Origin of the sequence: Bifidobacterium sp. ESL0784, from assembly GCF_029433295.1 — a bacterium.
GTDB lineage: Bacteria > Actinomycetota > Actinomycetes > Actinomycetales > Bifidobacteriaceae > Bifidobacterium.
Map to the genome: position 1 here is coordinate 22810 of NZ_JAQTHV010000002.1, position 16637 is coordinate 39446.

Annotated in this window: 8 protein-coding genes; 1 reads left to right on the forward strand and 7 read right to left on the reverse strand. The window is 57.2% G+C overall.

The window, feature by feature from the left end; all coding sequences use genetic code 11:
- Positions 1-70: 70 nt before the first annotated feature.
- From PT279_RS02810 to PT279_RS02825, 4 genes are all read right to left on the reverse strand, one after another.
- Positions 71-2260 carry a beta-galactosidase gene (locus PT279_RS02810; RefSeq protein ID WP_277165273.1) on the reverse strand — a complete coding sequence of 730 codons (2190 nt, stop codon included), beginning with the start codon at positions 2258-2260 and terminating at the stop codon, positions 71-73.
- Between the two features lie 143 nt (positions 2261-2403).
- Positions 2404-3783: a glycoside hydrolase family 30 beta sandwich domain-containing protein gene (locus PT279_RS02815; protein ID WP_277165275.1), complete on the reverse strand. Its 1380-nt coding sequence runs from the start codon at positions 3781-3783 to the stop codon at positions 2404-2406.
- 130 nt (positions 3784-3913) lie between these two features.
- Complete coding sequence (locus PT279_RS02820) at positions 3914-5242, reverse strand: MFS transporter (RefSeq protein WP_277165277.1); 1329 nt, start codon at positions 5240-5242, stop codon at positions 3914-3916.
- Positions 5243-5634: 392 nt separating this feature from the next.
- Positions 5635-6267, reverse strand: a complete 633-nt coding sequence (locus PT279_RS02825) for a TetR/AcrR family transcriptional regulator (RefSeq protein ID WP_277165279.1) — start codon at positions 6265-6267, stop codon at positions 5635-5637.
- Between the two features lie 212 nt (positions 6268-6479).
- Here PT279_RS02825 and PT279_RS02830 point away from each other — a divergent pair, with 212 nt between their 5' ends.
- Positions 6480-7607, forward strand: coding sequence for a tRNA-dihydrouridine synthase (locus PT279_RS02830; protein ID WP_277165281.1), 1128 nt, complete (start codon positions 6480-6482; stop codon positions 7605-7607).
- 231 nt (positions 7608-7838) lie between these two features.
- On the opposite strand, the gene PT279_RS02835 is transcribed toward PT279_RS02830, so the two are convergent.
- From PT279_RS02835 to nrdD, 3 genes are all read right to left on the reverse strand, one after another.
- Positions 7839-12923, reverse strand: a complete 5085-nt coding sequence (locus tag PT279_RS02835; protein WP_277165283.1) for an acyl-CoA dehydratase activase-related protein — start codon at positions 12921-12923, stop codon at positions 7839-7841.
- A 203-nt stretch (positions 12924-13126) separates the two neighbouring features.
- Entirely contained in the window at positions 13127-13846 is a 720-nt protein-coding gene (gene nrdG, locus PT279_RS02840) for an anaerobic ribonucleoside-triphosphate reductase activating protein (RefSeq protein WP_277165902.1), read from the reverse strand.
- Positions 13847-13981: 135 nt separating this feature from the next.
- Positions 13982-16378, reverse strand: a complete 2397-nt coding sequence (gene nrdD / locus PT279_RS02845) for an anaerobic ribonucleoside-triphosphate reductase (RefSeq protein ID WP_277165904.1) — start codon at positions 16376-16378, stop codon at positions 13982-13984.
- Positions 16379-16637: the final 259 nt, after the last annotated feature.

Consider the following 16637-nt stretch of genomic DNA (forward strand, 5'->3'; position numbering starts at 1 on the left):
GCCATCGGCACATATTCGATTCGAGAACGCAAACCGAACCGATATCTGCCCATTAACGCACATTCAAACATCAGTCTTCATTCCTTTCAGAAACCGTGACCACCAGATTCCACGGGCCAACCGTCAATTCGTCCCCGGTCTCGATTTTCGCTCCGGACGACGGACCCGCCGAACCGTCCTCGAACGCCGACCCATCGACAGCGACCTTGACACCGCCCACGATGACCTTGCCGGAAATCGGGGAGGCGAAAGACACCGAGGCAGGCGAGTAATTCAAGAAATAAACGACCTGTTCCCCGAGCTGGTCGACCCCAACCCGCACCGTAATACGGCCGGCAAGGTCGGCGCCCAACGCCTTGACTCCCGCCGCTCCGGCGGCATCGTGGACTACGGCACGGGTCGCATCGGCATCAAGCACAGTGCCGACCCATTGCGCCCAACCGGAGCCGAAGGCATGGCGCGTAACCGCCGCGTAGGTTCCCCACGCCGGGTGTCGATAACCGGCCAGAACCTGCGTATTGCCGTCGTTCGGCTTGAGCAATTCAATCAACGCCCTTGCCTCGGTTTCGCCCCGGGTTCCCGTTTCCGTTGGAGCCTTCACGCCAACGGTTTCAGCGTTGCCATCTTCCGATGCAAAGGTGACGCCGACATCGTTCGGCCTGGTGAACTGGTTGTAGCTCATCCCGAACACGTCCGTGAGATCATGCGGGGCCCGGTCGTGCCAGACCGTCACATCGTCGTTGGCGACGAACGAGCGCAACGAAGAAAGCAGATGCCCACCGGCCTTGACGTAAGCACGCAACGTATCGATGGTGCCTTGTGGCGCGCAATAAAGCGCCGGCGTCACCACAAGCCGGTATTGCTTGAGCGTCTCGGCTCCGACGTCCGTAGGCACGAAATCGACCTCGATGTTGAGCTCGAACAACGCATCGTAATACATGCGCACAATATCGTTATAGCGCAGCCCGCCATCGGCCGGGAACCCGGTTTCCAGCGTGAACCAGTCGAGTGCCGTCAGCGCCTCATTGGAGACCATGATGGCGACCTGGTTGCGTTTCTTCAGATGCTTGAGCCGATCTTGCACCTCCGGTCGCGCGATTTCGCGCCCGAAAACGCCGGCTTCCTCATACGTCGAGTTCGGTTCGAGGTCATGGCTCAGCAGGCCTTTCCAGTAGGTCTCGAAGGAGTTGTGGATGGAATGCCAATGCCAGTACATCACGCTGTCCGCGCCGCTGGCCAAGTGGCTGTATGCCTGCAGACGAAGCTGGCCGGGATAGGGCAGCCAACCGTGCTGGCCCTGGGCTTCCGTTTCGAGCACCAAGTAGTTCTGCCCGCCTTTTATCGAACGCGCCATATCGCCGCCGAACGCGATTTCCTTGCCGGTCAGCTCGTCTTCAGTGGGATGGTAAATATCGACGCCGGCGATATCCAGCGCCTTGGCCGCCTTGAAATGATCGACCGCCGGCTGCACGCCGAAGGAATAGCCACGCCATTCATAGTCGAAATTATGAGTGACGAACTGGTCGTCTCTGGCGTATTCTCGCACAATACCAGCCTGCCATGCCAGGTATTGGGCCACTTGCGAGCGCCGGAACTTGTCGAATTCGGCGCGCAGCGACTCGTTGATCGCGCCGGTTACGTCAGGGAAATCCTCCCATGCGTTGATGCGGTTCGACCAGTAATCAAGCCCGAACGCGGCGTTGAGCTCATCCAGATCGTCATCGAAACGTTCGCGCAGGTACTTGACGAACAGCGCCTGCATATCCGGTGAGACGCAGTCATAGTATTTCGTCTCGTTGTCGACCTGATAGCCGATGACCGCAGGGTTTTGCGCGACGTGGGCAATCAGTTTTCTGATGACCCGTTCGGCATAGTATCGATACGAGGGGTTGACGATATCCATGATCTGCCGGGCTCCGTATTTGCCGAGACCGTCGGGGGTGACGGCGAGCACATCGGGATGCATGCGCACCAGCCAGGTCGGCACCGCGTAGGTCGGCGTTCCGACGATAACCGAAATGCCGTGACGCTGCGCCGCATCGAGCACCCGGTCGACATGCGAGAAATCGAAGACGCCGGGCTGCGGCTCGCACGTGCTCCACGTCGATTCGGCGATGCGGATGGTGTTGATGCCAATATGCCGCATCATCTCCATGTCCGTGTCGACCCGATCAAGGTCACGCGGCATATACTCGTCGTAATATGCCGCCCCGAAAAGAATCCTGTCCGGCAGCTTTGCCGTCTCATTCGTTTTGCTCATATCCGTTCATCCTTGTCTTACGTATCATCCTCATTGAATGCACAATACAAACAATAAGATGCAGGCGTGGCCGCCGCCCGTGACAAGCTACGGCCACGCCCGCAAGTTTTGTCAGTAGTTATCACAATCCGCTAATCCGTCGTTCAATCAATCACGAAGGTGTTGAACGAACGCGGGGCGAGGGTGGCGTTGACCGCATGCGTTGCATCATCCGAATCGATAAAGCTGAAGTCGAGCGGACGTTCGAGCGCGTTCTGCACCACCACGGCGATGGAGCCGTCGGGATTGCGGAAGGCGATGCCCATCGAGTTGAAGCGCCCGGCGGTGCCGAGCCGTACGGCACCCGGCTTGACATACTTCGAGAAGTGACGCATGACATACCACTCAGGGTTGCGCGTAAGTTTTCCGGACTTGGAATCCACCGTGTAGAGCGAATTCTGGCTCCAGCCCCACGTGCTCACAATCTCGGTCAAAACCATGTTCCAGTAGACGTAGGCGGTGGCCCCGTTACGGAAGTAGTGGTTCATCAGGTGGAACACGTACTCCGCGTACGCCCAGGAGTTGTCGCCGGTACCGCATTCGGACTCGGTCTGCTCGAGCTCGAGTTCCGGCCACGATTCGTGGGTGCGCGCGATGGCGTTCTGTCCGGCCCACTGGTAACCAACGCCCTTGATATAGCCGCGTGCCTTCCCGTCGAAGAGGATGTCGTCAATGTAGCGGTTGTAGTTGTCGAGGCTCATCCCGTAGCCGCCGCCGGTCCACGACATGTCTTCCGGCCCGTTCATGGTTCCCAGGAAGATGTCGGTGTCGATGCCTTCGCGCTCGAAAGCGGGTCCGAGATAGTCGCGGATGAACACCTTGAGGTCGTGGCTGCTCCAGAGGCAGCTCGGGAACTTCTGGTCGGCGAAGACCTCGTTCTGCACATGCAGCTGGGTGACCTTGATGCCGCGCTTGGCGTATTCCTGAATGTAACGCACGAAATACTTGGCGTAGGCGGTGAGGTTTTCAGGGGTCATCACGATGCGTCCAAAATTATAGGCCTTGGGGAATTTCATCCATGTCGGCGGGCTCCACGGGCTCGAGAAGAGTTGCATGTCCGGCTGATACTTCTGCGCGCGTTGGATATACGGAACCAGCGTTTTGTCATCGTGCTCGACGCTGAAATGGCTCATGTCATAGTCGCCGTCGGTTTCATCGTAGCTGTACCATTCTTCGGCGAAATCGTTGGCGCCGATCGGTGCACGGTTGAAACGGAAGTTCATTTCGTCCTGGCCGAAAAGCTCGTGGAACACCGTGTCGGCGGTACTTTCGTCGGTATATTCGGTCAGCGCCTGCCAGCCGAGCTCGTTGAAGCACCCGCCGAAGCCACGGATTTTCTGGAACGTCTCGCCGGTAAGTTTCAACCCGCCGGTGTCGCTGCCGTTCTCGCTGTCGGCACCTTTTACCACGCCGTTTTGCGACGACGTCAGCTTTGTCTCCACCAATTTCGCATCAGGGGTCGATGCAATCCATGTTGCAGTCATGATTTTTACCTTTCTGTAAATTTTCTATCATATTTTCTGATTTCGCATGGGTTGTGGGACAATATCCGCTGTTCCGCAACCCATCGGAAATCGGCAATACGAGATTTGGCTCAATACAAATCGATGAGATTTACTTGACGCCCCTGATCCACATGATGAAGACGCAGCCGATCAGCGCAAGCGCGATAGCCACCGGGAACGCCAGCGAATAGCCGACGGCAACCACGATGCTCGACATGATCAGCGGGCCGCACATCTGGCCCAACGTTGTGGCGAGGTTCAGGATGCCAAGGTCCTTGCCGGCCTCTTCCTTGTTCGGCAGGACGTCGACAAGCAGCGCCTGGTCAACGGAGGAATACACGCCGTAGCCCAAACCGGCGATGGCTGCATAGAGATACATGCCTGTGGTCGAACGGAAAATCCATGGCATCGCGATGCCGATGGCAAAGCAGATCGAAGCGACGACGACCGGGACCTTGCGGCGACCGATGAAATCGGAGAAAGGCCCGGCAACGATGGAGCCGACCAGCGAGACGATCATGGTGATCACCGAGATCACAGAGATGGTGGCCGCAGCCTGCTTGACCGATTGGCCGATATAGTTCTCGACGATATACATCTGGTAGACGCTGATCATCTGGTAGCTGATGAGCATGCACAGGCGACCGACGAATGCCTTGTAGAAGTCGTGGCCCGTGGAGAACTTCGGCGGGCGGAACGACATAATGACGTCCTTGAAGCCCTTCTTGGCCGGCGGCAGGTAGTCGGCGGATTCCTCGCGCGGGATGAGGATGACGGCAACGACACCACCGAGGAACATCAGGACACCGGCGAGCGCGAAACCGGGCACCAGGTTGGTCACAAACAGCGCGCCGATCAACGAGCCGATCGGCGAACCGATGGTCGAACCGGCTCCGTAGAACGCCGACATCGTACCGCGCACACCCGAGGGAATGCGGTCGGAAATGGTGGCCGTCATCGGCGCGATCATGCAGTTGAGTCCGAACATGCACAGGCAGTAGTAGACGGTGAGCAGCACGGCGTTGTTGGTGGTGCCCGTCAGGAAGAGCATTACCCCGCCAAGCAAGCCGCCAAGTAGGATATAGGGGGTACGGCGCCCGAAACGCGAACGGGAACGGTCGGAGAAAGTGCCGAACATCAGGTTTGCGACCAGAGAGGCCACAGCGGTGCAGGCGTTGACATAGCCGATCAACACATCAGGTCGGATGCCGATCACCTGTTTGTAGTGTTCCGGCAACAAGACGATCGAGACGATGCCGAGACCGGTCATCCAGAAGATGCCGAACATGAAGAATCCGGCGCCGAACCGCACCAGTTTCTTCTTGGGAACCTTCTGCCCTGTTTCGGGGCTTAATGCTGGATCTTTTTCCGCCGCTTCAATCGCGGCATTATGCGCGGCGAGGCGTTCGGTCTTGCCGGCGACTATGGAATCACTCATTGATCCACTTCTTTCACTATCAACAATGATGCATCTAACGATAGTGGATTGGAACTTATCTACTCTTCATTAGATAAATGAGATAATAATAAGCGGAATTTCTTTTGTCAAATCAGATAACTAATAATTTTATTCATTTTAACGTCTATTTTTCATCTTCTATACGGTTATTCTCTAAAACAATGCAATATTTTCTGCGATACATACTCATAAAATGTTGATTTTTAGCCAATGATCCATAAAATATAGAGAATATTATAACTTGTATTCATTCGATAAGATGTATTGGAATCTTTAAGATTTGTTTTATTGACAATCTTTTCCGTATTTATCTAATATATATTTCACAGATTGCGACAGCATCCTCCGCACACCGTATCAATCCCATGGGATCAGCGATAATGTTCCCATACCGAATCAGGGAAAATGACCTTTTCAAAGCTCAGCCATTCGTCATAAAGATCGATCGGCGGCTCACGCAGCCAACGCAGCTGGATGCCGTCCATGGCCTCGATGCTCTGCCTGACCACCGGACGCATTTTATCGTTCCACGGCCGGAACTCGGGAGGAAGGGCCCAATCAAATTTGGAGTAGTACCCCCACACCGAATCAGGGCGCTTCTCGAAATAATCATGCAACGGGTGAGCCGGGTTAAACGATTCCGTTTCCAGAACCATATAGAGCTGCACCATCATTTTCCTGCCGGCATTATGCCGCACCAAAAACCGCAGATACGCAGGGAAGAACGGGCCTTGCGGGTCACTGCCTGGCAACCCGGATTTCAGGAAATCCTCCGGAGTACCGGATGTATCGTAGATATCCGTGATCAGCGGCGAAAGCAGGCCGTCCTTGTTGCCAACGTAATGCAAAAGACCTGGCTGGCTCATGCCGACCTCATCGGCGACATCCTTGAGCGAAATACCATTGAACCCGTTGGTGCTGATGAGCTTGGCAGCGGCTTGTGTAATTTCCTCTCTACGTTCTTCGGGAGACTTGCGAATTCGACGCTGTTTGGCTTTTGACATGGTTTCCAGTATAGGAGAAGCGCAAGTCACGCACAGAGGAGATGTTCCATACAATCGACGATTATCGGTTATGAAAACAACCTTGCCGCGAATACGGCTATGGCGCAGGAACGGCTCAAACTGAAATCAGATTGCGGCGAGCCCAAAACGCTGCGGGACCGGCAACCACCTAGAATGAAGATATCTGAACCATCGAAACCAAGGAGCCTGCCATGACCACGGATAATCGCAGCACGTTGTTTTCACCGTTGACCCTCCCCACGCCTGACGGCACGGGACTCGCACTGCGCAACCGGACCATCCTCTCCCCCATGTGCCAGTATGCCGTGAATCGGCAGGACGGAGTAGCCACCGACTGGCATCTGCAACATTACGGGGCCATCGCCGCCGGCGGGTTCGGGTTGCTCACTGTCGAATCGACGGGGGTTTCGCCCGTTGGCCGGATTTCGCCACGCGACCTCGGGATATATAGCGACGAGCAGGAGACCGCGCACTGGCATCTGGTTTCCTTCATCCACTCGCAAGGCGCTGCAGCAGCGATACAGCTCAACCACGCGGGCGGACGGGCTTCCGGCAAGCCCTGGCTTCCCGGAGTTCAAGGAGGTTCGGCGTCTATCGAAGATGGTGGCTGGCAGGCGGTTGGCATGACCGACCAGTCCATTGCCAAAGGCTACCGGCCGACCATGAAACTGGACAAAGCGGGAATCAAGCAAATCATCTCGGACTTCACCGCAGCCGCCCACCGTGCCGATGACGCCGGCTACGATGCCATTCAGATTCACGCAGCCCATGGCTACCTGCTGCATCAGTCGCTTTCGCCACTGGTCAACACCCGAACCGACGAATACGGCGGCAGCTTCGAAAACCGTTCGCGTCTAATCTACGAGGTGGTCGATGCCGTGCGAGAGGCATGGCCAAACTCGAAACCGCTCGGTATTCGTATCTCCGCCACCGATTGGGTCGAAGGCGGGCTTGCCATCGAGACCACGGCGCCCTTGATGCGCGATCTGGTCAAGCACCATGGCATCAACTGGGTCGACGTGTCCTCCGGCGGACTGGTCAACACCCCGTTGCAGCCTTCCGGACCGGGGTTCCATGCCATTCTTGGTGCGCAAATGAAGCAGGCATTGGCCGATACCGATGCGGTCGTCAGCGTGGTCGGCGGGATTTCAAGCCCGGAACAGGCCGAAACCATGCTGCGCACCCATCAGGTCGATGCCGTTTCCATCGGCCGCGCCGCGATGCGCAACCCGCACTGGTCCGCGATGGCCGCCGCCCGACTTGGCGTCCCGCGCGAGGACAATCCTGCGGCACCGCAGTACTGGCGTGCCGAGTGGTGAGTGGTAACCGTACGAATCATGCGCTAAACACGACGCCCAACCATCCTCAGCATCGCGCCTAGCGCAAACCCACACACAACTGCGCCAAACACGACACTCAGCCACCTTAAGCATCGCCTTTATCACAAAACGTTACAAAAATGCGCTATATGCGACGCTTTCGGATTCCGAGCGTCGCGTATAGCGCATTTCCCTTATGCCAGAACCGTCAACGGCTGACAAGGACCGGGCTCAGTCGACCTTGGCCAGTTTCTGGTCGGCTTTCTTGGCGGCGGCGATCATCAGCTTGATGCGATTGAGCTGATTGGCGGCCGAGGCGCCGGGATCATAGTCGATGGAGACGATGTTGGCCTCAGGGTGCAGCCTGCGAATCTTGCCGAACATGCCGCGTCCGGTGACGTGGTTGGGCAGGCAGGCGAACGGCTGGGCGCACACGACGTTCGGGCATCCGGACTTGATGAGTTCCAGTATCTCGCCGGTCAGCAGCCATCCTTCGCCGGCTTGTACGCCAATCGAGGTGACCGTGGAAGCAAGCTTGACGAGTTCCGGCATCGGAGTGTCCTGGCTGAACTTGCCATGCGAAAGATCGATGGCACGACGCACCGGGTTCAGAATCCGGTCAAGGCCCCAACGCATCACGGCATAGAGCTTCTTGTTGCCGCCCATGCCGGTATTCTTTTCATTCCAGTCGGTGATATAAGGACGTGTGGTCATGAACTCCATGATGCCAGGTACCACGGCTTCGCAACCCTGGGATTCGATGACATCGACCAAGTGGTTGTTGGCGTCCGGGTGGTATTTCACGAGAATCTCACCGACCACGCCGACGCGCGGCTTGCGTGGGATGTTACGCAATGGGAGGGCGTCAAAGCTCTTGACAATCTCGTTCAACAGCGTCTGGTATGGCAGATAGCCCTTGCCGATCTTCTGCTTGGCGGTCTCGGAATGGCCGTGGTGCTCGATGGTCTCGCGCACAATCTTGTCCCACATTTCATAAAGCGCGTTGGCACTGCCCTTCACCTTTTCGTACGGACGCACGCGGTAATGGCACTTCATCAGCAAGTCGCCGATGACCAGCGCCTTGATGGCACGCCACAGCAGCGTCGGAGTCGCGGTGAAACCGGGGTTGTCCTCGATGCCCTGCGTGGAAAGTGCGATAACCGGCACCTGCGGATAACCGGCGTCAACCAGCGCCTTGCGAATCAGGCCGTAATAGTTGGTCGCGCGGCACATGCCGCCGGTCTGGGTGATGGCGAGGCAGACCTTGTCGGGATCGTACTTGCCCTTGATGATCGAGTCGACCAGCTGGCCCACGACCATGATGGCCGGATAGCAGGCGTCGTTGTTGACGTATTTGAGGCCAGTCTCCACGTCCTGTTGGTCGGCCATTTTCAACACGTCGAACTTGTAGCCGCCGGAGCGGATCACAGACTCAACCAAGCTCATGTGTACCGGGCTCATCTGCGGGGCGACAATGGTGTAATCACGACGCATGTCCTTCTGGAAACGGACCTTGTGGGCGTAAGCCGAAAGGGTGCCCTTGCTGCGCTTCTTTCCGCCTGTCTTGGCTGTCTTTTTAGGGGTTGTCACAGCACCTGCGGCCTTTGCCGAGGCGGAACCGGATTTTGCAGATGTCGTTGCCTTGTCTGCAATGCTTGCGCCAGATTTGCCATTGGCACGACGAGAAACGTCTTTCATGGACTCGGTGAGCTTGGGGTTCGCCTTCATGACGCTGTCGAGCAACACCTGGCGACCCGGGGTCGGAGCCTTGGAACCGGTCTTGCGGAACTCACCCTGCTTGTCGGCTGGGGCTTCGGCATTATTAGAATCTTCGGCGGAGTCTGCTGTAACCGAAACCTCAACATTCTGCTTGGCGTCCTGAGCCTTGTTTTCCGCGGCGTCAACAGCGGCTTGGGCAGCGGCCAATTGCGCCTTGGCCTCTTCAAGCTTGCTCTCGGCATCCTTCAGCTCAGCCTCGCGCTTGGCTGCAGCTTTTTCACGAGCCTTGACTTCGGCAGCCTTCTTGGCGGTTTCTTCGGCAGTCATCTGCGTGGATTCCATGGCACCTTCTTCCTTGGTGGCATTGTTTGCAGACTTCGCTTCGAGCTCGGCCTTCGCGGCAGCACCAGCAAGCTTGGCCTTGTTGGCTTCGCGTTCCTCGATGGCCGCCTTAAGCGAGCGCAGACGAATCTTCGCCGCACCGAGGTTGCTGACCTCATCAATCTTCAACAGCGTGTAGACATCGGCCTTGTCGGCGAGGATCTCGCTGACCTGATCGGTGGTGATGGCATCGATGCCGCAGCCAAAGGAATTGAGCTGCACAAGCTCGAGTCCGGGGTAGGACGCGACGAAATTCGCCGCTGAGTAAAGCCTGGAATGGTAGGCCCACTGGTTGGCCACGCGCAACGGCATATTGATGACCTTGCGGTCGCCGACCTCACGGAACCCGCCTTCGTTCTTGGCACGCGGATCTTTTTCGCCCTTGCTCAGGTACTCGCTCAGATGCAGGTTCTCGCCCGGTTGCAACTCGCAGATGGAGTCCTCGGAAAGCACCGCCATTCCCAGTGAGCAGATGGTTTCGGGGATGCCATGGTTGATTTCGGGGTCGATATGATAGGGACGGCCAGCCAGCACGATGCCGCGGCAGTTGTGCTCCTTCATATAGGCGAGCGCGCGCAGGCCTTCCTGCTGCACGTCATGCTTGAAAATCTTGTCTTCGGCGTACGCGGCCTTGACGGCTTTCTCGGCCTCTTCGCGGGTGACGTTGGTCCACGCGAACTCTTCGACGATGCGGTCGACCATCAGGTCGTGGTCGGCAAGGTTGAAATACGGGCGCATATAGCGGATGCCCGGTTCGCGCAACTCAGCCATATTGGCTTCTATTACGACCGGATAGTTCGCAACAATCGGGCAGTTGTAATGGTTGTCGGTATCGCCCTCGACCAGATTCTCTTCGTACGAGACACAGGGGTAGAAGATGGTCTTGACGCCGCGATCGAGCAGCCACTTGATGTGGCCGTGCACCATCTTGGCCGGATAGCAGATGTTCTCGGAGGCGATGGATTCGATGCCGGACTGGAAGAGCTCATGGCTGGAACGGCCGGAAAGCCGGACCTTGAAGCCGAGGTTGGTCAACAGCGTGAACCAGAACGGATAGTTTTCGTACATATTGAGTGCACGCGGGATGCCGATTTCGCCGCGGTAGGCCTTCTTGTCGGTCAGGCGACGATAGGCGAAGACGCGCTTGTACTTGTAATCGTAAAGGTTCGGACGGTCACTACGCTCAGCCTTGGCATCGGCGCCGCGTTCGCAGCGGTTGCCGGTCACATAGCGCGAGCCGTCCTGGAAGGTTGTGATGGTGAGCTTGCAACGGTTCTGGCAACGCTTGCAGACGTCACGCTCAGAGGTCATCGACAAGTGGTCAAGTTCATCGCCTTCGACAATGGCCGACTTGGTATGTTCCACGGTTTCATCGGTGTCATGCGCATCCTCATAGTGCATGCGTGCGGTCAACGCCGCACCGAACGCGCCCATCAGACCCGCGATATTCGGCCTGGTGACTTCCTTGCCGGTCAACAGCTCAAATGCACGGAGCACCGCATCGTTCAGGAACGTGCCACCCTGCACCTCGATGGTGTCGCCGAGTTGGCCGGAATCGCGCAGTTTGATGACCTTGTAGAGCGCATTACGCACCACGGAATAGCAGAGTCCGGCCGCGATGTTCTCGACGGAGGCGCCTTCCTTCTGTGCCTGCTTGACCGACGAGTTCATGAACACGGTGCAACGCGAGCCCAAATCGACCGGGTGGTCGGAGTTCAGCGCGGCCTGCGTGAATTCCTCGATGGTCAGCCCCATGGAATACGCGAAAGTCTGCAGGAACGAACCGCAGCCCGAAGAGCAGGCCTCGTTGACGGAAATCGAATCAATGACGCCGTCGGCGATGGCGAGATACTTCATATCCTGTCCGCCGATGTCGATGACGGCGGTGACGCCGGGGCTCACCATTTCGGCGCCACGATAGTGCGCCATAGTCTCCACCACGCCTTCGTCCAAATGCAGACCGGTGGTGATCAAACCTTCACCGTAACCGGTGGCGCAACTGCGGGCGATCCATGCCTCAGCCGGCAGCGCGTTCTCGATCTTGCGTACGATCTCGACGGCCGCATCAAGCGGACTGCCGTCGTTGGTGCCGTAGGACGACCATACAATCTCACGGTCGTCGTTGATCAGCGTCGCCTTGATGGTGGTGGAACCGGCATCAATGCCAAGGAAATGAGGACCTTTCGCACCTTCAAGCGTGCCGACCTTGACCTGTTCCTTATGATGACGTTCGTTGAACTTGCGACGGTCCTCTTCGGTCGGGAAGAGAGGCGGCATGGTGGCGGTGTCGACCGGCTTGTTCTTGAGGGCTTCGAGATCGTCGATGATCTCCTGGCAGCTGCGCGGCTCGAAATGCTGACCAGCGTCAAGTTCGTTGTCGTTGCCGCACATCAGCGCGGAACCGTAGGCCACGTAAAGGTGGGCATTCTCGGGAATGATGAACTTGTCGACCTTGCCTTCCAACGCGCGGGCAAAGGCCTCACGCAGCTCGGAAAGGAAGAACAGTGGCCCGCCGAGGAAGACCACGTTGCCGTGAATCGGACGGCCGGAAGCCAGCCCTGCGATGGTCTGCGTGGCAACAGCCGAGAAGATGGAAGCGGCCAGATCGGGCTTGTCGGCACCATCATTGATCAACGGCTGCAGATCGGACTTGGCGAACACGCCGCAACGCGAGGCAATCGGGTAAAGCAGCTTGTAATCCTTGGCCATATCGTTGAGGCCGGAAGCGTCCGTATCCAGCAATGTCGCCATCTGGTCGATAAACGCGCCGGTGCCGCCCGCGCAGGAACCGTTCATACGCTGCTCGGGAGTGGGCTTCAAGTAAGTGATTTTCGCATCCTCGCCACCGAGCTCGATAATCACATCGGCCTCAGGATAGACCTGGTCGATGGCCTTGGTCTCGGCGATGACCTCCTGGACGAACGGCACGTTCATATCGTCGGCCAGGCCCAAACCACCGGAACCGGTGATAGCGAGATTGATCGGCTGCGAACCGCGACCCTCTTCTTCAAGCTGCTTCTTGATGTCGCGCAGCAACCCTGCCACCGTAGCGCGCACATTGGCGTTGTGACGCCGATAATCCGCGAACAGCACGTCGTTCAAGTCGTTGCTTTTGTCGAGTACGACGGCCTTGACCGTGGTCGAACCGATATCGAGCCCGACCCGCAGGGGCGTAACCTCATGCTCCGTTGTCTTGGTTTCCATCACGTCAGCCATGCCTACAATCCTTATCGTTCTCGTAAACCCACCGCGTTTTGCGTAATCTGACACCGTGAGCTTACACACATATATCTTGCAAGATTAGTCGTGGCACAACCCATGAGACAGATACATCGCAATGATTCAGCTGAAAGAGACAACCTGTGTGACCTACATCTCTTGACAACGGAAATGATTCATGCATATCCCCATTGTCGCAATTAACTGGCGGCACCCTCACCAGCGGAACGGTCCTTGCCGTAGACCTCGGGGATAAAGCGGTGCTGGTCATGCAGTTTCGACCAAATGACGGGCGCCGTCGAACCGGTTTCAGCATGGGCACGCAAGGAGGCCGGTACATCGACGATGCGCTGGTTGCTCGAGCCGCGGAATTGCAACAGGGAGTCGTGATGATCCTTCATGTAGCGGCCATCGACGAGAATATCGACGTAATGCAGGAGTTCCAATTTGTCGGCACTTTCACTGGGACGCATGAGCTCCTCCCACGTATATCCGGTCCAGCACCAGATGTCTTTATCGTGGCCGAACTCCTTGCGGATGCGCTTGGAGAGTTTCAGCAGCATGCCGGTGTTAAGCAAGGGCTCGCCGCCGAGGTAGGTAATCCCTTGAACAACACCTTGCGAAAGATCCTTGATAATCCTGTCCTCGAGACCCTGCGTATAGGGATGGCCGGCCTGAAAATCCCAGATGGATTCGTTGAAACATTCGACACAATGGAACGGACAGCCAGAAACGTAAACAGAACAGCGGATGCCCTCGCCATCGGTCATCACCAGCGGCTTATAGTCGGCGATCATGTCATGGCTGAGCTTGCTGCTGGTCCACTGCCCCGCTTTCGGATTATTGGCGTACGCCGTTGGAATCCAAGGGCCGCGGTTCTGCTCGTCCGCGGCGAAGTCGTGCAGTTTGCCGCCCGCCAGCTTTCCCATCGTCTTCCCCTTTTCTTTTCCTGACTTGATAGATGACCGTTACGATGCGGCGCGGTTTCGGACAAAGTAAAAGCGGTACACCAAACGATGAACCGCCTTTACTCTTTACGTTGCAAAACTACCGGGCTACTTGGCCTCTTCGTACCATTCACGCTCGGTGCCGTCTTTGAGGACCACATGGCCGGTCTCGCCGCTCATGTGCTTGGCGCGATGGGTGATTTCCTCGTGACGGCCGTGCACCATCGGGCGCTGCACCGGGTTGCCGAGGTAGCCGCAGGTGCGCTTGGTGACGTTGCACTTGTCGGGGTCGGAGTTGCCGCACTCGGGGCACTTGAAGCCTTCTTCGGTGGGCTCGAAGTCACCTTCGAAACCGCAGACGTAGCAGTGGTCAATCGGGGTGTTGGTGCCGAGGTAGCCGATGCCGATGTTGTGGGCGTAATCCCACACGGCCTCGAGTGCCTTCGGGTTGGTCTGCAGGGTCGGGAACTCGCAGTAGTTGATGAACCCGCCGGAAGCATAGTACGGGAAGTCCTTCTCGTAGTCGAGCTTCTCCATCGGAGTGGGCGAAAGCCAGACCGGATAGTGGAAGGAGTTGGTATAGAAGTCGTGGTCGGTCACTCCCGGCACACGGCCGAACTTTTCGCGGTCCATGCGGTTGAAGCGGTCGGTCAGCGATTCGGCAGGCGTGGAATAGAGCGAATAGTGATAGCCCTCTTCCTTGGCCCACTTGGCGCACAGATCGTGCATCTTCTTGACGATAGAAAGCGCAAATTCCTTGCCTTCCGCGTTCCAGCTGTGGTCAGTCATCCAATCCTTGCCATAGAAGACGCTGGTCGCTTCGTAGAGGCCGATGTAGCCGAGCGAAACGGTGGCACGGTCGCGGTTGAAAAGCTGGTCGACGTTATCGTTGGCGTCCAAGCGGCCAAAAGCACCATAGCGGTAGAGCGTGGGCGCGTTGATCGGCTTGGCCTGCTTGCAGCGCATGATGCGGAACTGCATGGCTTCGTGGGCGACATCCATACGCTCGTCAAAGATCTTCCAGAAACGATCCCTGTCTCCGCGGGATTCCAAGGCGATGCGCGGGATGTTGACAGTGACGACGCCGAGGTTCATACGGCCTTCCTCTTCGTCCTTGCCGGTGTCGGGGTTGGTCCAGTTGGGCAGGAACGAACGACAGCCCATCGGCGCCTTGAAGGAACCGGTGATCTTGACGAGGTTCTCATAGAAGAGGATGTCGGGGTACATGCGCTTGGTCGAGCACTCGAGCGCAAGCTGCTTCAGGTCATAGTTCGGATCACCGGGCTCGGAGTTGATGCCGTGCTTGATGGCATAGGTGAGCTTCGGGAAAATGGCGGTGTGGTGGTCGCGGCCAAGGCCAAGGATGCGTACCAGGAAGATGCAACGGGTGATCTCGCGGGAGAACCACGAAGTGCCAAGGCCAAAGCCAACGGTGACGAACGGGGTCTGGCCGTTGGAGACGCGGTTGGAGTTGATCTGGTATTCCATGGTCTGCATGGCGTCATAAATGGCCTTGCGGGTCATGATCTTGGCGTAGATCTCGCGAATCTGCTCCATGCGCGGAGCATCCGCGTGGAACGGCGTATCCTGCGGAATCGGCTTGCGATCCGCATCGAAGTGCAGGGTCTTCGGCTCGTTGGCCTTGAGTCCGTCAACGATTTCCTGAGCCACATCCTCCGGCATGGAATCGGGAATCATGGTACGGGCCTGGTCGAGGAACTTCTTGTAGTCCTTGCGGGCGTATTCGTCGAGCATTTCGTCGGCACGGTTGACGGTCTGGCCGCCGTACTGGTCGCCTGCGATGTCCTTGATGATCTGCGTGATCTGCGTGGCGGCGGTGCCGATGGACTTCGGGGTGTCCATCATCGCGTTGCCCAGCTCGAAACCATTGTGGAGCATGTCGGCAAAGTTCGGCAGGCTGCAGTTGGTCTCGGCGGTGAACGGCGAGTAATCGGCATCGTGGAAGTGGATGTCGCCCTTCATGTGGGCGTTGGCCACGCGCTTGGGAAGCATGGAGAAAGCGGAAGCCTTGGAGACGGCGCCGGCGAGCAGGTCGCGCTGGGTGGCGTAGACGTTGGAATCCTTGTTCGCGTTCTCACGCACCAGCGTCTCGTCCTTGTTGACCAGGCGGTCGACGGCGGCGTTGATGTCGGTGGCCTTCGCACGGTCGATGTCTTTGTTCAAGCGATAGTTCGTATAGTTGCGGGCCACGTCGTAAAGATGGTTCTCAACCAGGCCGTGTTCGACAAGGTTCTGGATATCCTCGATCTTGGCCGGGCCGCTGTAACGTTCCTTGACCTCACCTTCGATACCGTTAGCGAGATCGCGGATCATCTGCTCTTCTTCAGGGCCAACTTCTTTGTTGAGATCCTTGAAGGCCGACTTTACCGCTGCGATGATGTTCACCGGGTCAAAATCGACAATCCGCCCGTCACGTTTTTCTACCAATACGTTTTTCGTCGCTGCTATTGGCTTTGTGGGCGCATCCAGAACCTGAGCCTGCATCACATACCTTTCTTTAAGGTTAAGAAACCGACACAGAATCATACAAATCACATGGATGAAATCACATGCGTGTAACTTTCTGTGTCTTCCATCACTATACGTCTCTCTGAATACTATATCTAGGGATACTTTCGGCGTTTCGACCCCAGATTTAGTAATAATGGCGGAATTATGCGGAAACAAGATGTGAAATAAACCACAAAGTTTTCGACCTCGGTGTGTCGCGTTGCATCACAAGCACAACTTGTCCACACGTACT